Genomic DNA, 19,068 nt, shown 5'->3' with positions numbered 1-19,068 from the left:
GGGAGTGCTGGTGAATGGGGGACTGCGGAAGGCGTGCGTGAGCAGCGACTCCGTGCTCAGCATCACCTACGGCGACTACTTCTGGCGCTTGTAGAACGGCAGCGCCACGACCTCGTACGGCTCGTGGCTGCCCCGGATGTCCACCGCGACACCCGCCGTGCCCGGCGCCGCGTGCGCGGCGTCGACGTACGCCATGGCGATCGGCTTGCCCAGCGTGGGGGAGGGGGCGCCGGAGGTGACCTCGCCGATCACCTCGCCGCCCGCGACGACCGCGTAGCCGGCGCGCGGGACGCGACGCCCCTCGGCGATCAGACCGACGAGGACGCGCGGCGGTGCCTGGTGCGCGTTGTCCGCGGCCTCCCGCAGGGCCGCGCGGCCCACGAAGTCGCCCTCCTTCTCGAACTTCACCACCCGGCCGAGGCCCGCGTCGAAGGGGGTGAGGGAGGTCGACAGCTCGTGCCCGTACAGCGGCATGCCCGCCTCCAGGCGCAGCGTGTCCCGGCAGGACAGCCCGCACGGGACGAGCCCGACGCCCTCGCCCGCCTTGGTCAGCGCCTGCCACAGCTCGACGGCGTGCTCCGGCCGCACGAACAGCTCGAAGCCGTCCTCGCCGGTGTACCCGGTGCGCGCGATCAGCGCCGGCACCCCGGCGACTGTGCCCGGCAGACCGGCGTAGTACTTCAGGCCGTCGAGGTCGGCGTCGGTCACGGACGCGAGGATCCCGGGGGACTCCGGCCCCTGTACGGCGATCAGGGCGTAGGCGTCCCGGTCGTCGCGCACCTCGGCGTCGAAGCCGGCCGCGCGCTCGGTCAGCGCGTCCAGGACGACCTGTGCGTTGGAGGCGTTGGCGACCACCATGTACTCGGTCTCGCCGAGCCGGTAGACGATCAGGTCGTCCAGGATGCCGCCGTCGGCGCGGCAGATCATGGTGTAGCGGGCGCGGCCGACGCCGACGGAGGCGATGTTGCCGACCAGGGCGAAGTTCAGCAGCTGCGCGGCCTGTGGTCCGGTCACGGTGATCTCGCCCATGTGGGAGAGGTCGAAGAGGCCGGCTTTCGTGCGTACCGCGGTGTGCTCGTCGCGCTCCGAGCCGTACCGCAGGGGCATGTCCCAGCCGGCGAAGTCGGTCATCGTCGCACCGAGCGAGCGGTGCAGGGCGTCGAGTGCGGTGAGACGGGGTTCAGAACTGCTCATCGGACGGTCGTCTCCAAGGGTCCCAGGACATGACATGGGTGTGACGGGCGAGGTGATTCCTCCCCATCTGTCATCGGAACCTGAGAGGTTCGCCATGAAGAACATGGCTTGCACCGTGGGTGGGGCCGCCTTCGGGTGGGCGGCCCGCTTTTCAGATGTGCCTCGCCCGCGCGGTAACGGGGCCTGAGAGATTCAAGGGAGGGACTTGCTCCTTCGGCGCCCGGGTACACGTACCCGGGACTCTCCCGCGCGGATTCAAGCGGCCGGTATGCAGTTGGCGCGGACATCATTGCATGCCTCGGACGCCGGGGGCAGGGCCGCATCCGCTCCTGCCTCTGTAACTGCCTTGTGGCGGTACGCGTACAGAAACGCGAGAGATCGTCCATTACCTTCTCTTTACGCTCGGTGGGGAGGGGAACCCCGATCCCGGAGGAGGACGATGACGGTGAACAGGACCACGGCGTACGCGACGACCACCGGTCTCGCGCTGCCCGAGCAGCCCGCGGCCCCGGCCGCCGAGGCCTGGGGCGCGCGTCCGGTCGTCCGTGACCTGCGCGACCGCGCCGGCCACGGCCCGCACGCCCTGCTCTTCGGCCCCGGAGACCTCGTCGTCATCACCGGCCTGCCCGGCAGCGGCAAGTCCACGCTGATGAGGCGCGCGGTCAACGGCATCCGGATCGACTCCCAGGACACCCGTGACCGCTGGGACGGCCGGCTGTCCCGGTTACTGCCGTACGCCGTCTACCGCCCCCTGGTCCGGCTCGCGCACTACGCCGGACTGCGCCGCGCCCTGCGCTCCGGCGAGGGAGTCGTGGTGCACGACTGCGGGACGCAGGCCTGGGTGCGGGGCTGGCTGGCCCGCGAGGCCCGGCGCCGGGGCGGCACCCTGCACCTGCTGCTGCTCGACGTCGCGGCGGACACCGCGCTGGAGGGCCAGCGCGAGCGCGGCCGGGGCGTCTCGCGGTACGCCTTCCTGCGCCACCGGCAGGCGGCCGCCCGGCTGATCCGCTCCGTGGAGCGCGGCGATCTGCCCCAGGGCTGCGGGTCGGCGGTGCTGATCGACCGGGACGCGGCGGCCGTGCTGCGGCGGATCGGGTTCACGGGCTGAGTCGTACACCGTCCGCACCCGCTAGCCTTTCAGCCACATCAGTGGTTCACAGCAGGCGGTCAGACAGATGGACTTCCCAGCGGATCTTCCCGCGGACTTCCCGGCGCACTCGGCACACACCCATCCGCACGGCGGATGGCCCGGCAACGAGCTGGAGGAGGTGCTCTCGGCCTCCCTCGGCATGCCCTCGGCGGGCGGCCGGATCATCGAGGTGCTCGGCCGCAGCTTCGTCTGGATCCCGCTGCCGAACGGCGGCGGCCCGCACAGCGGCCCCCTCGACCTGCCCACCCTGGAGATCGGGGGCCAGGCGTTCGTCCCGGTCTTCAGCTCCGAGGAGCAGTTCCGCCAGGTCGTCGGCAGCCATCTGTCGTACACCATCGCCCCGGCGGTCGAGTTCGCCCGCGGTCTGCCCCCGCACGTGGGCATCGCGGTGAACCCGGACGGTGTGGTCGGCGTCCCGCTGCCGCCCGCCGCCGTCGCCGACCTGTGCCGGGTGGGCCGCACCCCGCTGGACGGGCCCAACACCGGCGGCCGGGTCAAGCTGTACGAGCCGGACTGGCAGGACGACCCGGTCGACTTCCTGGCGGCCGCGTCCGCCGAGTTCGCGGCCACCGGCGTGGTCCGCACGGCCCGCCGCTGCCTGGCCGCCATCGAAACCGCCGACCCGGTCATGTTCGTGGGCGTGGAACTCTCCCAGTGGGAGGGCGACCTGCGCACCCTGCCGATGGACGCCCTCGGCCGGGCCCTGGGGCAGACCCCGGTGCGGTGGCCGGTCAACCTGGTCCTGCTGGACGTGGCGGACGACCCGGTGGGCCACTGGATGCGGGGACAGGTACGCCCCTTCTACACGCGGGGCTAGCCCAACCTGCCCAGGGGCGCGGGGAACTGCGCCACGAGCCACAGGCGACCCGCACTCGCCGACGACGCACAGGTCCCGAGCTCGTGGGCGCTTAAGCTGGTTTCATACTCGGGGAACTTTCAAGAAGGGGCGATACGACGTGAGCGCCAGCGGCACCGCGACCGGCACGGTCGAGCACATGCTGCGCCAGGTGACCCCCGGGCGCTACGACGCCTACGAGGCGCTGCTGCGCGCTCTCGCGACCCCGAACAACGGCCAGATCTGGATGCTCCTGTGGCACGGCCAGTCCGGCTCCCCGGACGCCCAGTACGGAAACATGGAGGTCGGCGGCTACGGCTACGCCCCCTGTGTGACCTCGGCCCAGGAGCTGAGCGCCAGCGGCTGGAACCGCTCGTACGAAGTGGTCGACGGCCTCGACGTGGCCCGCACGCTGTATCCCGACCACTACGGCCTCTGGCTCAACCCGCACGCCCCCGGCGGCGGGGTCGGCATCCCCTGGCTCGACCTGCGCCGCATCGCGACCGGCCTGGAGCGCCAGCCCGCGGGACCGCTCAGGCTGTCGGAACCCGGCATCGAGATCCCCCAGTTCTACGCCCTGCTCGTGCAGAACGCGCACCGCACCCCGGCGGTCCGCTCGCTGCGCCGCGCCTGGGTGCAGCCGGCGCTCGGGGCGCCGTATCTCGCCATCGGCCTGGACGTGTACGACACCAGTCCCTCGGCGGTGGACTCGGTGCGCGCGATGATGCAGCAGTCCATCGGCGCCGTGCCGGACGGGCTGCCGGTGTCGACCGTGGCGATGTCCGACGAGTACGACCCGGTCGCGCTGTGGATGCGCGCCGGCGCCCGTCCTTTCTACGACCGTGAGGCCCACGGATCCCCCGCCCAGGCACCGGCGGCCGGGTACGGCTACCCGCCGGCCCGTGGCGGTTACTGAGAGCGATGGCAACCCGTTCGCCTCGTTTACGTAACAGCCACATTTCTTCGCGCGTAGATAGCGGTGGATCATCGCGAACATGCCCTATTGTGCCGTTCTGTCCCAACTGGCATACGTCCGAGGGGCGTTACCCGCTGTTCGGATAACGGAATCCCTCGTACTGCATCACGGTTACGCATACTTTCGTCGCCAGACCTGGCGGGTGATCGCAGCCAAGCTGAAGACTCCCCAGGCAGACGCAGGATCAGTAGTCCCTGCGAGCTGAGCAAGTCGACAAAGCCGTAATCCACGGCAGGTGTAGGCCGGTCACCACCGGCGAGAGGGGTCGGGTCACTGTGACCGCACCGATCGAGACCACCGGGGCGCAGGCCGAGGCGCAGCCGGAGGCTGTCCTCGTCGGCGTCGACAAGGGGCAGATCGAGGGCCGTTCCCTGGGGCAGATCGCCTGGTCCCGGTTCAAGAAGGACAAGGTGGCGGTCGCCGGCGGCGTGATCGTCATCCTGCTGATCCTGCTCGCGGTGCTCTCCCGGCCCATCCAGGCCATGTTCGGTCTGGACCCGAACGCCCTGCACCAGGATCTGATCGACCCCAACACCTCGCTGCCCAAGGGCGACTTCGGCGGCATGAGCTGGTCGCACCCGCTCGGTGTGGAGCCGAAGTTCGGCCGCGACATCGCCACCCGCATCCTCGAGGGCTCCTGGGTCTCGCTGGTCGTCGCCTTCGGCGCGACGATCCTGTCCAACACCATCGGTGCCGTGCTCGGCGTGGTCGCCGGCTACTACGGCGGACGGGTCGACACGATCATCAGCCGGCTGATGGACACCTTCCTGGCGTTCCCGCTCCTGCTGTTCGCCATCGCCATCTCGGCCACGCTGCAGGGCGGCGCCTTCGGCCTGGAGGGTCTGCCGCTGCACATCAGCGTGCTGATCTTCGTCATCGGCTTCTTCAACTGGCCCTACCTGGGCCGCATCGTGCGCGGTCAGACGCTGGCCCTGCGCGAGCGGGAGTTCGTCGACGCCTCGCGCGGGATGGGGGCCAAGGGCCCGTACATCCTCTTCCGGGAGCTGCTGCCGAACCTCGTCGGCCCGATCATCGTCTACTCGACGCTGCTCATTCCGACCAACATCCTCTTCGAGGCGTCGCTGAGCTTCCTCGGCGTCGGCATCCAGCCTCCCCAGGCCTCCTGGGGCGGCATGCTCAACCAGGCCGTCGACTTCTACCAGGTCGACCCGCAGTTCATGATCGTGCCTGGTCTGGCCATCTTCGTGACCGTCCTGGCGTTCAACCTGCTCGGCGACGGTCTCCGAGACGCTCTCGACCCGCGCAGCCGCTGACCCGCGACCCGCGGTGAGAGTCCACAAGATTTCCGACAATTGAAGGGGAAGCAGACCATCATGCGAAGGTCAGCGCTGGCCGCAGTGGCGGCCATCGGCAGTGCGAGCCTGTTGCTCTCGGCTTGCAGCAAGGCCGATGACAACGGTGGAGACGGGAACAAGTCGGCTGGGGCCAACGCAGCGACCAAGGGCGTCGTCAATGCCTCCACCCAGAAGGGTGGGACGGTCACGTACGAGTACTCCGACGTCCCGGACTCCTTCGATCCCGGCAACACGTACTACGCCTACATGTACAACCTCAGCCGGCTGTACGCCCGCCCGCTGATGACCTTCAAGCCCGGTCCGGGCGAGGAGGGCAACACGCTGGTCCCGGACCTCGCCGAGAAGGCGGGCGAGCCGAGCGACGGCGGCAAGACGTGGACGTACAAGATCCGCTCCGGTCTGAAGTACCAGGACGGCACCGCGATCACCTCGAAGGACGTCAAGTACGCCGTCGAGCGCTCCAACTTCGCGCGTGACGTGCTCTCCCTCGGCCCGAACTACTTCCAGCAGTTCATGGAGGGCGGTAAGGCGTACAAGGGTCCCTACAAGGACAAGAGCCCCGAGGGCCTGAAGTCCATCGAGACGCCGGACGACACCACGATCGTCTTCAAGCTCAACCGTCCGTTCCAGGAGTTCGACTACCTGGTCGCGACGCCGCAGACGGCTCCGGTGCCGCAGGCCAAGGACACCGGCATCGACTACGTCAAGAGCATCGTGTCCTCGGGCTCGTACAAGTTCCAGAGCTACGACGAGGGCAAGCAGGCCGTCCTCGTCAAGAACGAGAACTGGGACCCGAAGACCGACCCGCTGCGCAAGCAGTACCCGGACAAGATCGTCGTCAAGCTGAAGGTCAACGCCGAGACGATCGACCAGGACGTCCAGGCCGGCGACGCGATCGACCTCGGTGGTACCGGTGTCCAGGCCGCGACCCAGGCGAAGGTCGTCAACGACGCCAGCCTGAAGGCCAACACGGACAACACCTACGGTGGCCGTCTGGTCTACATGGCGATCAACAACCAGGTCGCGCCGTTCGACAAGGTCGAGTGCCGCAAGGCCGTCGAGTACGCCGTCGACAAGGTCTCGGTGCAGACCGCCGAGGGCGGCCCGATCCGCGGTGACGTCGCCACCACGGTCCTGCCCCCGGACATCAAGGGCTACGCGAAGGCCGACGTCTACGCGACCACCGGCAACAAGGGTGACGTCGCCAAGGCCAAGGAGCAGCTGAAGGCCTGCGGCAAGACGACGATCAACACCAACCTCTCGGCGCGCAGCGACCGCCCGCAGGAGATCGACGCGGCCACCGCGATCATCGCCTCGCTGAAGAAGGTCGGCATCAACGCCAGCCTGAAGCAGTACCCGTCGGGCAAGTACTTCACCGACTACGCGGGTGTGCCGACGTTCGACAAGAAGCAGAACATCGGCCTGCACATGATGCAGTGGGGTGCCGACTGGAACTCCGGTTACGGCTTCCTGCAGCAGATCCTGCACGGTGACGCGATCGGCGCGTCCGGCAACACCAACCTCTCGTATCTGAACGACAAGCAGATCAACGAGATGCTGGAGAAGGCCATCGCCACCGAGGACGACGCCACCCGCAACGGCCTGTACGCGGAGATCGACAAGCGCGCCATGGACCTGGCGGCTCTCGTCCCGCTGACCTACTTCAAGGTCCTGCTGTACCGTCCGGCGGGCTACACCAACCTGGTGTCCACGGCGGCCTTCAGCGGTCAGTACGACTACCTCAACATCGGCACGACCAAGAAGTAGCCCCGGAAGGCAGGTGAAGGCATTGGTGCCCGTGGGCCTCGCGGCCCGCGGGCACCAGCGCCGGTCCCCGTGATCTCGTACATCCTCCGTCGGACGTTCGCGGCAGTGATCCTGCTGCTGGTCGTCACCGCGGTCACCTTCGCGATCTTCTTCCTGCTGCCGCGGATGGCCGGCCAGACCGCCGACCAGCTCGCGCAGCAGTACATCGGAAAGAGTCCGACGAAGGCCGACATCGCCGCGGTCAAGCAGAACCTCGGTCTGGACGAGCCCCTGTATGCCCAGTACTGGCACTTCATCAAGGGGATCGTGTCCGGCGCCACCTACAACCTGGGCCCCACGACGGCGCACTGTGACGCGCCGTGCTTCGGCTACTCCTTCAAGAACCACGTGGCGGTCTGGCCGCAGCTCACCTCGCGTCTGCCGGTGACCGTGTCGCTGGCCGCCGGTGCCGCCGTGATGTGGCTGGTCTCCGGTGTCGTGATCGGTGTGATCTCGGCCCTCAAGCCCCGCAGCTTCTTCGACCGCACCTTCATGGGCGTCGCGCTCGCCGGTGTCTCGCTGCCCATGTTCTTCACGGGCAACCTGGCGCTGCTGCTCTTCACCTACCAGTGGCCGATCTTCGGACGGACCTATGTGCCGTTCACCGAGAACCCGGCCCAGTGGGCCAACACGCTCTTCCCGGCCTGGTGTTCGCTCGCGCTGCTGTACTCCGCCATCTACGCGCGGCTGACCCGCTCGGGCATGCTGGAGACGATGAACGAGGACTTCATCCGCACGGCCCGCGCCAAGGGCCTGCGGGAGCGCAACGTCGTGGCCCGGCACGGGCTGCGGGCCGCGCTGACCCCGATCATCACCGTCTTCGGCATGGACCTGGGCCTGCTGCTCGGCGGCGCCGTGATCACCGAGACGGTGTTCTCGCTGCCCGGCATCGGCCAGTACGCGGTGCAGGGCATCACCGACAACGACCTGCCCCCGATCCTCGGCGTCACCCTGCTCGCCGCTTTCTTCGTCGTGATCGCAAATCTCCTGGTGGACCTGTTGTACGCCGCCGCCGACCCGCGGGTGAGGCTCTCGTGACCGAACTCTCCAAGACCGGTGCCGCCCTGGGCGAGCCGGCTCCGGGGAACGCCCCCGACGCCTTCCTCGCGGTCCGCGACCTCAAGGTGCACTTCCCGACCGACGACGGCCTGGTCAAGTCCGTGGACGGGCTCAGCTTCCAGGTGGAGAAGGGCAAGACGCTCTGCATAGTCGGCGAGTCGGGCTCCGGCAAGTCCGTCACCTCGCTGGCGATCATGGGCCTGCACCGGCTCGGGGCACAGGGCAAGCACGTGCAGATGTCCGGCGAGATCTGGCTGGACGGCAAGGAGCTGGTCTCCGCCGACCCGGACGAGGTGCGCCGGCTGCGCGGCCGCGAGATGGCGATGATCTTCCAGGACCCGCTGTCCGCGATGCACCCGTACTACACGATCGGCAACCAGATCGTGGAGGCACACCGGGTCCACAACGACGTCAGCAAGAAGGTCGCCCGCAAGCGGGCGATCGAGATGCTCGACCGGGTCGGCATCCCCGAGCCGGACAAGCGCGTGGACGGCTACCCGCACGAGTTCTCCGGCGGTATGCGCCAGCGCGCGATGATCGCCATGGCGCTCGTCAACAACCCCGAGCTGCTGATCGCGGACGAGCCGACGACCGCCCTCGACGTCACCGTCCAGGCGCAGATCCTCGACCTGATCCGGGACCTGCAGAAGGAGTTCGGCTCCGCGGTCGTCCTCATCACCCACGACCTGGGTGTGGTCGCCGAGATCGCCGACGACGTGCTGGTGATGTACGGCGGCCGGTGCGTGGAGCGGGGCAGCGTAGACGACGTCTTCGAGCGGCCGCAGCACCCGTACACCTGGGGCCTGCTCGGTTCGATGCCGCGCATCGACCGGGAGACCTCCGAGCGGCTCATCCCCGTCAAGGGTCAGCCGCCGAGCCTCATCAACGTCCCCTCGGGCTGCGCCTTCCACCCCCGCTGCCCGTACGCGGACATCCCCAAGGGCGATGTCACCCGTACCGTGCGCCCGGAGCTCCAGCAGGTCGGCGGCGGGCACTTCTCCGCGTGCCACCTCTCGCCGGAGGACCGCACGCGGATCTGGACCGAAGAGATTGCGCCGAAGCTGTGAGTGAGACGAAGAAGACGGACGCGGACGTGACGGCCGCCCCCGACGAGCGCGAGATACTGCTCAGGGTCGAGGGCCTCCAGAAGCACTTCCCGATCCGCAAGGGCGTCCTCCAGCGCCAGGTCGGCGCGGTCAAGGCGGTCGACGGCATCGACTTCGAGGTGCGCAAGGGCGAGACCCTCGGTGTGGTCGGCGAGTCGGGCTGCGGCAAGTCGACCATGGGCCGGGTCATCACCCGCCTCCAGGAGCCGACCGGCGGTTCGATCCATTTCGAGGGCCAGGACATCACGCGGCTGAACGCGGCCGGGATGCGTCCGCTGCGGCGGGACATCCAGATGATCTTCCAGGACCCGTACGGCTCCCTGAACCCCCGGCACACCATCGGCGGCATCGTCTCGGCGCCGTTCCGGCTCCAGGGAGTGGAGCCGGAGGGCGGGGTGAAGAAGGAGGTCCAGCGCCTGCTGGAGCTGGTGGGCCTCAGCCCCGAGCACTACAACCGCTACCCGCACGAGTTCTCCGGCGGTCAGCGCCAGCGCATCGGCATCGCGCGGGCCCTGGCCCTGAAGCCGAAGCTGGTGGTGGCGGACGAGCCGGTCTCGGCCCTCGACGTGTCGATCCAGGCGCAGGTCGTGAACCTGATGGACGACCTCCAGGAGGAGCTCGGCCTCACGTACGTGATCATCGCGCACGACCTGTCCGTCGTGCGGCACGTCTCGGACCGTATCGCGGTGATGTACCTCGGCAAGATCGTCGAACTCGCCGACCGCACCTCGCTGTACGAGGCGCCGATGCACCCGTACACCAAGGCCCTGATGTCGGCGGTGCCGGTGCCGGACCCCAAGCGCCGGGGTGCCAAGTCCGAGCGCATCCTGCTGCGCGGCGACGTCCCGTCCCCGATCTCCCCGCCCTCCGGCTGCCGCTTCCACACGCGGTGCTGGAAGGCGACGGAGATCTGCAGGACGACGGAGCCGCAGCTGGTCGAGCTGCGTCCCGGCCAGCGCGTGGCCTGCCACCACCCGGAGAACTTCGCGGACCAGGCCCCGCAGGACACCGTGCTCCTGTCGGTCGCCAGGGAGGCGGCCGAGCTGGTCGCCGAGGAGGTGCTCGCCGAGTCGGCGGCCACGTCGGCGGCGGTCGCGGCCGTGGCGGCGGGGACCGCAGGGGACACCGACGCCGAGGCTGCCGGGGAAGCGGCGGACACGGCGACGCAGCCGGAGGCGGAGGTCGCGGCGGACGTCGAGGCCACGGCCGCGAAGACGGGCCCCGGCGCCAGGACCGCCCCCGCGGCGCCCTTGCGGACCGGCGAGGCGACCACGGAAGCGGAAGCCGACCGTCAGGACCCAACCGACAAGTAGCGCATGACGAGTTGGCAAAGTCATGTACATGCCCGAACGGGAGAGTGAACAGTCGTCCGTGTCCGACTTATCGGCACACGCTCGAAAGGGACGACACCATGGCACTCTCCCGTTCGGCACGTTTAGGAGCCGTCGCGACCGCGGCGGCTTCCTTCTTTGTCATCGCGGCGGCCCCGGGCCCGAAACCCGGCGCCCCCGGCATCGGCGACTCCTACTTCCCGAACCTCGGCAACGGCGGCTTCGACGCCCGGCACTACGCCCTCGACGTGGCGTACGCCCCGGACACCGACCGCCTGGACGGCCGTACGACACTCACGGCCCGCGCCACCGGGAACCTCTCGTCCTTCGACCTGGATCTCCAGAAGCTGGAGGTCACCGCGGTCGAGGTGAACGGCAGACCCGCCCGATTCACCAGGGACGGCGACGAGATACGCATCACTCCGCGCCAATCCCTGCGCAAGGGGCAGGAGTTCACGGTCGCCGTCACCTACGGCGGGATCCCCGTACCCCTCAACGGCCCCATCGTCTTCGGCTCCGACTACGGCTGGATGAAGACCCCCGACGGCGTCTTCGTCGCCTGTGAACCCAACGCCGCCTCCACCTGGTTCCCGTCCAGCGACCACCCCGCCGACAAGGCCACGTACGACATCCGCATCAAGACCCCCAAGGGCCTGACCGCGGTCTCCAACGGCCGGCTCGTGTCGACGTACGACAAGGGCGCCTCGACGTACACCCACTGGCGCGAGAAGAAGCCGATGGCGACCTACCTCGCGACCGCCACCATCGGGAAGTTCGACGTCCGCACCGGCAGGACCCCCGGCGGCATCCCCATCTACACGGCCATCGACCCGGTGCTGGCGAACAGCAACAGCGTCGACGTGTACGGCGTCACCGCCGAGGCCACCGACTACTGGTCGCAGGTCTTCGGGCCGTACCCCTTCGAGGAGACCGGCGCGATCGTCGACGACATGCCGCAGGCCGGGTTCTCGCTGGAGGTGCAGACCAAGCCGGCCTACTCGGCGGTGCGCAGCGAGACGACGATCGTGCACGAGCTGGCCCACCAGTGGTTCGGGGACAGCGTCTCGGTCGCGCACTGGAAGGACATCTGGCTCAACGAGGGCTTCGCCACCTACGCCCAGTGGCTGTGGGCCGAGCACAAGGGCACCCGCAGCGCCCACGACTCCTTCGTCGCCGCCTACGACGCCCGCCCGGCCGACAGCGCCTTCTGGCAGATCACCGTCGGCGACCCGCAGCGCGACACGATGTTCGCGTCCGCGGTCTACCAGCGCGGCGCGATGACCCTGCAGAAGCTGCGCGAACGCATCGGCGACCAGGCGTTCTTCCGGCTGCTGCCGGCCTGGACGGCACTGCACCGCTACGGCAACGCCGGTACCGCCGACTTCGTCCGCCTCGCGGAGAAGGTCAGCGGGCAGCAGCTGGACGACCTGTTCCGCACCTGGCTCTTCACGACGGGCAAACCCGCCCTGTAGGAGCCGCTGCGCAAGAATGCGGTGTGCTCCAGCAACTGTTCAGTCCCTCCGTCCAGCACACGCTCGACCTCGTCGGCATCTTCGTGTTCGCCATCTCCGGCGCGCTGCTGGCCGTCCGCAAGAACTTCGACGTCTTCGGCATCGCCGTGCTCGCCGAGGTCACCGCGCTGGGCGGAGGGCTGTTCCGGGACCTGATCATCGGCGCGGTGCCGCCCGCCGCCTTCACGGATCTCGGCTACTTCCTCACCCCGCTGCTCGCCGCCCTCCTGGTCTTCTTCCTGCATCCGCACGTGGAGCGCATCCAGGTCGGCGTGAACGTCTTCGACGCGGCGGGCCTCGGCCTGTTCTGCGTCGCCGGGACGACCAAGGCGTACGAGTACGGGCTCGGCCTCACCCAGTCCGCCACCCTCGGCCTCGCCACCGCGGTCGGCGGCGGTGTGCTCAGGGACGTGCTCGCCAACGAGGTGCCCTCCCTGCTGAGATGGGACCGCGACCTGTACGCGGTCCCGGCGATCGTCGGCGCCACCATGGTCGTCCTGTGCATCCGCTACGACGTCCTCAGTTCGTTCACCAGCGGGCTGGCGGCCCTCACCGCCTTCGTACTGCGCCTGCTCGCGATGCGGTTCCACTGGCGAGCTCCGCGGGCCTGGAACCGCCGGTCGACCGTGCGTGAGGAGTAGCGCCCGCCCGGCCGTGCAGCAGCCCCATCTCCTCGGTCAGCCAGCGGAAGGCCGGTACCACCTGCGGCAGCCACAGCTTCATGTTGTGGCCGCCCGCGCTCTTCGGGATGTAGACGACGTGCACGGTCGTCGGTGCCTTCGCGATCTGTGCGAGGCCCGTGGCCGCCTCGTAGCCGTCGCCCGGCTGACCGGACTGGTAGAGCGCGATCGCGGGCGGGGTGCGGGCCTCGCGCAGCAGCACGTACGGATTGTTGGCGCGGCGCAGGGCGGGGGTCTCGGCGGCCAGTGAGTTGCGTTCGCCGATCGGGTCGTTGTAGCCGGACATGCTCACCGCGGCCCGGTAGCGGTCGGGGTGGGCGACGGCGAGCTTCGTCGCGCAGTGCCCGCCCGCCGAGTACCCGGCCGCGGCCCAGCCCGCCGGCCCGGACCGGGCGCGGAAGTTGTCCGTGACCATCTTCGGCACGTCGACGCTGAGCCAGGTGTCGGCGTTGACGGTGCCCGTGATGTTGGCGCAGCCGGTGTCCACCCCCGCCAGCAGGTTCATGCGCGGGGCGACCAGGATGAACGGCGCCACCCGGCCCGTCCGCATCAGCGGCTCCAGCTGCCTCACCGCGTGCAGCGACCCGAACCAGGCCTTCGCCGAGCCCGGATAGCCCGACAGCAGCTCCACCACGGGGAACGTGTGGTGCCGGTAGGCGGGTGCGCCGTACTGCGGCGGCAGCCAGACGTAGACCTCGGCGTTCACCCCCGAGACCCGGCCCTTGAGCTGGGTCACCCGCACGCCTTTCATGCCGGGGCCGGAGGCATCGGTGAAGTGCTGCTTCACCTTGGGCAAGCGTTTCAGCGAGATGCCGCCGGTGCCGTCGGCGCCCAGGTTGGCGGCCTGCTGGACGTGGTTGCCGGTGCCGAGCAGGTCGGCCCAGTTGTCGTACAGACTGTTCTGGTTGTTGACCAGCACGAAGACGAGGGCGACGGCCGTGCCCTGGGCGAACAGCACCATCAGTACGCGGGCGGCGGCGCGTGCGATCCGGGGCCCCCGCAGCCGCGACCACAGGGCCAGCGGCAGCACGACGGCGAGGACGGACAGCACGATCAGCGTGTAGAGGAACGCGGTCCCGGTGAGGCTCATGTCCCGGTAGAGGGCGAAGTCCGGGCAACGGTTTACGGACGAGTACGGACACTTACCGAGAAATTGTGCGGCTCTCACTCGGCCCCTGGAGGAAAAGCTACCGCTTAGTAGTTTGTTGTTGTACCGTTCAGGCATGCCAGAAGCAGCCTCCGCCACGCGTGCGACGATCGGCGACAGCGAGTTCGACCGGGACACCGCGGTCACCCGCCGCGCCCCCGGCGTCTACGACATCGACCTCTCCGCGGGCTGGACGATCATCAGCGCCGTCAACGGCGGCTACCTCCTGGCCGTCCTGGGCCGCGCCCTCGCGGACGCCCTGCCGCACGCCGACCCGTTCACGATCTCCGCGCACTACCTGACCGCGTCCCAGCCCGGACCCGCGGTGATCCGCACGGACGTGGTGCGCACCGGCCGCACCCTCTCCACCGGCCAGGCCTCGCTCCTCCAGTACGACGAGCAGGGCAGGGAGGTCGAGCGCATCCGTGTCCTCGCCTCCTACGGCGACCTCGACTCCCTCCCCGACGACGTCCGCACGTCGGCCGAGCCGCCCGTCCTCCCGCCGATGGACCAGTGCTTCGGCCCCGAGGACGGGCCCACCCCCGTCGACGGCAGCTCCGCCATCACCGACCGGCTGATGCTCAAGCTGGACCCCTCGACGCTCGGCTGGGCCCTCGGTGCCCCGTCCGGCAAGGGCGAGATGCGGTCCTGGTTCGGACTCGCCGACGGCCGCGACGCCGACCCCTTGTCCCTGCTCCTCGCGGTGGACGCGCTCCCGCCCACGGCCTTCGAGATCGGCCTCAAGGGCTGGGTGCCCACGGTCGAGCTGACCGTGCACGTGCGGTGCCGTCCGGCCCCGGGCCCCCTCCGCGTCTCCATCACCACCCGCAACCTCGCCGGCGGCTTCCTGGAGGAGGACGCCGAGGTCTGGGACGCCGCGGACAGGCTGGTGGCACAGTCGCGTCAGCTCGCCAGGGTCAGGCTGTAGTCCGCGCGCGACCCGTGGTTCCACGGCGATCGGTCAGGGATCCTTGACCCGTGAAGTCCGATCGCCTCCTGTCGATCCTCCTGCTCCTCCAGAGCCGTGGCCGCACCTCCGCCCCCGAACTCGCCGAGCGGCTGGAGGTCTGCGTCCGCACGATCTACCGGGACATCGAAGCCCTCTCCGCCTCAGGCGTCCCGGTCCACGACGAGCGCGGGCGGCACGGCGGCAACTCCTCGCCGGCTTCCGCACGGACGTCACCGGCCTGACCGCCGACGAGTCCCGCGCCCTGTTCATCCTGGCCGCCGGGGGCGCCCATACGGCCCTCGGTCCGGACTCCGCCCTCGGCTCGGCGCTGCGCAAGGTGATGGCCGCGCTGCCCGCCCCGCACCGCCCGGCCGCCGAGGCCACCCCCCGCCGCACCCTGGTCGACGCCATCCGCTGGAAGGGTGGACCGCAGCGGTCCGTGGACCTGGCGGGCGTTCGGGACGCCGTCTCGCCTGCCGCCGGCCGCCGGCTGCGGCCGCGGTACCGGCACGGCGGGCAGCGCCGGACCCGGACGTACACCATGGACCCGTACGGTCTCGTCGCCAAGGCGGGTGTCTGGTACGTGGTCGCCGACCGGCGGGGCGGGCCGCGGCTGTTCCGGGCCGACCGGGTGCAGTCGGCTGCCGTGCTGGGCGACCTCGTCAGGCGTCGGCACGGTGTCGAACTCCCGCAGGTCTGGGAGGTGTTGCGGCGCCAGGTCGAGGAGCGCCCGGGCGGCATCGAGGTCGGAGGGCGACGCGGAGAGCGCGTGGGTGGCGGCCCGGCTCCGCCTCGGTGTGGTCGGCGCGGCCCGTCAACTCCTGCCGTTCTCCGGCCGCGTGGAGGTTCTCTCGCCGCCCGAGGTGCGTGCGGAGGTGGCTTGCGCGGCCGCTTCTGTCACGGGCCTGTACCAGCGGGTGGGTGAGCGGTCCGGGCGGAACCCCAGCTCGCGAGGGTTGCTTTAGCCGTGCTTTGCCTGCCGCACAGGCGGGGGACAGGCCGGCCCCAACAAAAGCTCAGGGGCTGTTGCGAGAGTTCCCGGCCTCAGGACTTCCTCATCCTCCCCGGAGCTGTCTCTCATGAAGCGTGTGCGTCTCCTCCCCGCCGTGGCCCTGCTGGCGCTCTCGCCCCTCGCCCTGGCGGCCTGCGGCTCGGGCGACTCGTCGTCGACCTCGAACAGCGGCACCTCGGGCGGCCAGAACTGCCAGGCCCCCACCGGCAACGCGTCCGGCATGCCCAGCGGTGCCCCCTCGGGTGCTCCCACCGGCAACGCGAGCACCCGGCCGTCGGGCGCGCCCAGCGGCAACCCCTCCGGCATGCCGAGCGGGATGCCGAGCGGTGGCCCCGGCGGACAGGGCGGCCCCGGCGGCGGCATGGGCGGCTGCGGCGGCCCCGGCGGTGGCGCGGGCGGCGCGGCCCCGAGCGGTGCGCCGAGCGCGGCGGCGACGAAGAGCTGACCCGGCGCGGGACGCCGTACGACAGGGGCGGCACCCCCGGTGAACGGGGGTGCCGCCCCCGGCCGTTGCCTCGCCTCGGCCCGATCTAGTCCAGCCAGTGCTCGCGGCCGATGCTGATCAGTCGCATCTGACGCTCCGCCACCTGGCAGACCCGGTCCCGTTCCTCCGCGGGCGCGTCCAGGGCCTCCAGGAACAGGGAGGCCGTGATCAGCATCTGGTCGACGTAGAGATTGGCCAGCATCAGCAGGTCGTCCTCGCTCCACCCCACGGACACCCGGTCCTTGGCCAGCTCGTCCTTCACCTCCTGCCCGAACCGGGCCAGTTGGTCCCGGATGGCCTCCCGGACCGGCTGGACACCGCCATGTCGTTCTCGGGCGATAAAACGGACGTGTGCGGGGTACGCGTCCACATGGCCGGCGATCAACTCGATGGCGCGCTTGATGCGTTGGCCGTGGTCGTCGGCCGTGGACACCGTGGTCCGGATCATCGGGTGCAGGCTGCCCAACGCCTCCTCGACGAGGGCCGTGCCGAGATCCGCGATGGAGCGGAAGTGCCGGTAGAAGGCCGTCGGCGCGACACCGACGGCACGCGTGACCTCGCGCAGACCCAGGCTGCTCAGGCTCTGCTCCTCCAGCAGCCCCAGGGCCGCGTCCAGGAGCGCCTGCCGGGTCTTCTGCTTCTGTGCCTGCCGGAGGCCGAGGGTGTGACTCATGTCATCCAGTTAACAACTGTTCTCTGTAATTGGAAAGCCGTGGAGCACGATAGACTCTGGAGTCAGTGAACAACTGTAACTACAACTGTTCACCCAAACGTAACGACAGCCGAACCGGAGGGGGATCCGTCCCATGCTGTTCCTCGTCGCCGCACTCATGCTCCTCGGCGTCGTCCTGGGCACCGTCGCCCACGCGCCGCTCACCTTCACCGCCGTCGCCGCCGCCGTGATCGCCGCCTGGCTGGGCGTCTTCGCGCTCCGCGAGCGCCACGCCCGCCGCCGCACCTCGGCCCACTGACCCCCGCCCCGTCGTCCCCAGGAGCACTGATCACCATGCAGCTCACCGCGCAGGCCACCCAGCAGACCGGCGCCCGCGACGCCGACGGCATGGCCGTGGCCTCCTTCATCCTCGGCCTCGTCGGCCTTCTCGTCCTCAACGTGTTCCTCGGCCCGGTCGCCATCGTCCTGGCGTCGGTCGCCCTGTGGCGCGGCACCGCCCGCCGCGGCCGCGCCTACCTGGGCCTCGGCCTCGGAGTGGCCGACCTCCTGGTCCTGGTGGCCTTCATGCAGCTGGACAGCACGCCGTCCTGGAACTTCTGAGACCGCCGGCGGCGGCCGGTCCTGGCCTGAGGGTGCTCACCCGCGACCCGTAGAATCGGCGTCACCATGGCATACCTCGACCACGCCGCGACCACCCCGATGCTTCCCGAGGCGGTCGAGGCACTTACCGCGCACCTCGGCGCCACCGGCAACGCCTCTTCCCTCCACGCATCCGGCCGCAGAGCCCGTCGCACGGTCGAGGAATCCCGCGAGACCCTCGCGGAGGCGCTCGGCGCCCGCCCCAGTGAGATCGTCCTCACCTCCGGCGGCACGGAGGCCGACAACCTCGCCGTGAAGGGCCTGTACTGGTCCCGGCGCGACGCGGACCCCGCAAGGACGCGGGTCCTCGCCAGCCCGGTCGAACACCACGCCGTCCTCGACGCCGTCGACTGGCTCGGCGAGCACGAGGGCGCCACCGTCGAGTACCTCCCCGTCGACCAGCACGGCCGCGTCCACCCCGACGCCCTGCGCGAGGCCATCGCCCGCAACCCCGACGACGTCGCCCTGGCCACCGTCATGTGGGCCAACAACGAGATCGGCACCGTCCTGCCGGTCCGCGAACTCGCCGAGGCCGCCGCCGAGTTCGGCGTACCGCTGCACGCCGACGCGGTCCAGGCCTTCGGCCAGGTCCCCGTCGACTTCGCCGCCTCCGGCCTCGCCGCGATGACGGTGTCGGGCCACAAGATCGGCGGCCCGTACGGCATCGGCGCGCTCGTCCTCGGCAGGGAGTGGACGCCCGTCCCCGTCCTGCACGGCGGCGGCCAGGAGCGCCACGTCCGCTCCGGCACCCTCGACGTCCCCGCCATCGCCGCCTTCGCGGTGGCCGGCCGCCTCGCCGCCGAACAGCGCGAGTGGTTCGCCGCGGAGATCGGCGCCCTGCGCGACGCCCTGGTCGAGGCGGTCCGTACGGCGGTCCCGGACGCGATCCTCGGCGGCGACCCGGCACCGGGAGGACGGCTTCCGGCCAACGCCCACTTCACGTTCCCCGGCTGCGAGGGCGACTCCCTGCTCCTGCTGCTGGACGCGCAGGGCATCGAGTGCTCCACCGGTTCCGCCTGCACCGCGGGCGTCGCCCAGCCCAGCCACGTCCTGCTGGCCACCGGTACCGACCCGGACCTGGCCCGCGGCACCCTGCGCTTCTCCCTCGGCCACACCTCCACCGAGGCGGACGTCGAGGCGGTCGCGAAGGCCATCGGCCCGGTCGTGGAACGCGCCCGCGCGGCCGGGCTGACGTAGGAC

The 19,068-nt window shown here is 70.2% G+C and carries 18 protein-coding genes, 1 pseudogene and 2 riboswitches; of the genes and pseudogenes, 16 read left to right on the top strand and 3 right to left on the bottom strand.

Annotated features, from left to right (window positions below):
- Positions 1-75 precede the first annotated feature (75 nt).
- Complete coding sequence (gene gcvT / locus AQI94_RS40025) at positions 76-1,194, bottom strand: glycine cleavage system aminomethyltransferase GcvT (protein WP_031058755.1); 1,119 nt, start codon at positions 1,192-1,194, stop codon at positions 76-78.
- Positions 1,195-1,251: 57 nt separating this feature from the next.
- A riboswitch (glycine riboswitch) is annotated at positions 1,252-1,355 on the bottom strand.
- Positions 1,356-1,452: riboswitch (glycine riboswitch) on the bottom strand.
- 181 nt (positions 1,453-1,633) lie between these two features.
- On the opposite strand from gcvT, the gene AQI94_RS40020 reads away from it, so the two are divergent.
- From AQI94_RS40020 to AQI94_RS39975, 10 genes are all read left to right on the top strand, one after another.
- Positions 1,634-2,302, top strand: coding sequence for an AAA family ATPase (locus AQI94_RS40020; RefSeq protein WP_062230289.1), 669 nt, complete (start codon positions 1,634-1,636; stop codon positions 2,300-2,302).
- A 67-nt stretch (positions 2,303-2,369) separates the two neighbouring features.
- Positions 2,370-3,161, top strand: a complete 792-nt coding sequence (locus AQI94_RS40015; protein WP_031048021.1) for an enhanced serine sensitivity protein SseB — start codon at positions 2,370-2,372, stop codon at positions 3,159-3,161.
- Positions 3,162-3,300: 139 nt separating this feature from the next.
- Positions 3,301-4,095, top strand: a complete 795-nt coding sequence (locus AQI94_RS40010) for an enhanced serine sensitivity protein SseB C-terminal domain-containing protein (RefSeq protein ID WP_031048024.1) — start codon at positions 3,301-3,303, stop codon at positions 4,093-4,095.
- 335 nt (positions 4,096-4,430) lie between these two features.
- Complete coding sequence (locus AQI94_RS40005; protein WP_031048027.1) at positions 4,431-5,429, top strand: ABC transporter permease; 999 nt, start codon at positions 4,431-4,433, stop codon at positions 5,427-5,429.
- Between the two features lie 60 nt (positions 5,430-5,489).
- Positions 5,490-7,238, top strand: a complete 1,749-nt coding sequence (locus AQI94_RS40000; RefSeq protein WP_031048029.1) for an ABC transporter substrate-binding protein — start codon at positions 5,490-5,492, stop codon at positions 7,236-7,238.
- A gap of 69 nt (positions 7,239-7,307) precedes the next feature.
- Complete coding sequence (locus AQI94_RS39995; protein WP_031048032.1) at positions 7,308-8,315, top strand: ABC transporter permease; 1,008 nt, start codon at positions 7,308-7,310, stop codon at positions 8,313-8,315.
- Positions 8,312-9,403, top strand: coding sequence for an ABC transporter ATP-binding protein (locus AQI94_RS39990; protein ID WP_031048036.1), 1,092 nt, complete (start codon positions 8,312-8,314; stop codon positions 9,401-9,403). The genes AQI94_RS39995 and AQI94_RS39990 overlap by 4 nt, the downstream gene beginning before the upstream one ends.
- Entirely contained in the window at positions 9,400-10,755 is a 1,356-nt protein-coding gene (locus AQI94_RS39985; RefSeq protein WP_037942804.1) for an ABC transporter ATP-binding protein, read from the top strand. Before AQI94_RS39990 ends, AQI94_RS39985 begins: the two co-directional genes overlap by 4 nt.
- Before the next feature lie 98 nt (positions 10,756-10,853).
- Positions 10,854-12,245 carry a M1 family metallopeptidase gene (locus tag AQI94_RS39980; RefSeq protein ID WP_031048041.1) on the top strand — a complete coding sequence of 464 codons (1,392 nt, stop codon included), beginning with the start codon at positions 10,854-10,856 and terminating at the stop codon, positions 12,243-12,245.
- Positions 12,246-12,268: 23 nt separating this feature from the next.
- Complete coding sequence (locus AQI94_RS39975; RefSeq protein WP_031048044.1) at positions 12,269-12,925, top strand: trimeric intracellular cation channel family protein; 657 nt, start codon at positions 12,269-12,271, stop codon at positions 12,923-12,925.
- Here the strand turns inward: AQI94_RS39975 and AQI94_RS39970 are convergent.
- Positions 12,834-14,054: an alpha/beta hydrolase gene (locus AQI94_RS39970; protein WP_031048047.1), complete on the bottom strand. Its 1,221-nt coding sequence runs from the start codon at positions 14,052-14,054 to the stop codon at positions 12,834-12,836. The two genes, AQI94_RS39975 and AQI94_RS39970, sit on opposite strands and share 92 nt — an antisense overlap.
- 133 nt (positions 14,055-14,187) lie before the next feature.
- On the opposite strand from AQI94_RS39970, the gene AQI94_RS39965 reads away from it, so the two are divergent.
- The 3 genes and pseudogenes from AQI94_RS39965 (at position 14,188) to AQI94_RS39955 (ending at position 16,517) form a co-directional block, all read left to right on the top strand.
- Positions 14,188-15,039, top strand: a complete 852-nt coding sequence (locus AQI94_RS39965; protein ID WP_031048050.1) for a thioesterase family protein — start codon at positions 14,188-14,190, stop codon at positions 15,037-15,039.
- A 50-nt stretch (positions 15,040-15,089) separates the two neighbouring features.
- Positions 15,090-16,025 (top strand): annotated as a pseudogene (locus AQI94_RS39960) (helix-turn-helix transcriptional regulator).
- A gap of 114 nt (positions 16,026-16,139) precedes the next feature.
- Complete coding sequence (locus tag AQI94_RS39955; RefSeq protein WP_062230287.1) at positions 16,140-16,517, top strand: hypothetical protein; 378 nt, start codon at positions 16,140-16,142, stop codon at positions 16,515-16,517.
- Positions 16,518-16,602: 85 nt separating this feature from the next.
- On the opposite strand, the gene AQI94_RS39950 is transcribed toward AQI94_RS39955, so the two are convergent.
- Complete coding sequence (locus tag AQI94_RS39950; RefSeq protein ID WP_031052277.1) at positions 16,603-17,229, bottom strand: TetR family transcriptional regulator; 627 nt, start codon at positions 17,227-17,229, stop codon at positions 16,603-16,605.
- Positions 17,230-17,362: 133 nt separating this feature from the next.
- Between AQI94_RS39950 and AQI94_RS45240 the strand changes: the two genes are divergently transcribed.
- From AQI94_RS45240 to AQI94_RS39940, 3 genes are all read left to right on the top strand, one after another.
- A complete protein-coding gene (locus tag AQI94_RS45240; protein ID WP_031052279.1) occupies positions 17,363-17,527 on the top strand; it encodes a hypothetical protein in 165 nt (54 codons plus the stop codon).
- A 35-nt stretch (positions 17,528-17,562) separates the two neighbouring features.
- On the top strand, positions 17,563-17,829 hold the full coding sequence (locus tag AQI94_RS39945; RefSeq protein ID WP_031052281.1) for a hypothetical protein: 267 nt from the start codon (positions 17,563-17,565) through the stop codon (positions 17,827-17,829).
- A 66-nt stretch (positions 17,830-17,895) separates the two neighbouring features.
- Positions 17,896-19,065, top strand: coding sequence for a cysteine desulfurase family protein (locus AQI94_RS39940; protein WP_031052284.1), 1,170 nt, complete (start codon positions 17,896-17,898; stop codon positions 19,063-19,065).
- Positions 19,066-19,068: the final 3 nt, after the last annotated feature.

Origin of the sequence: Streptomyces pseudovenezuelae (assembly GCF_001513955.1) — a bacterium.
GTDB classification, from domain to species: domain Bacteria; phylum Actinomycetota; class Actinomycetes; order Streptomycetales; family Streptomycetaceae; genus Streptomyces; species Streptomyces pseudovenezuelae.
The sequence above is the reverse complement of the archived record's forward strand: the minus strand, read 5'-3'. Positions and strand labels throughout refer to the sequence as shown.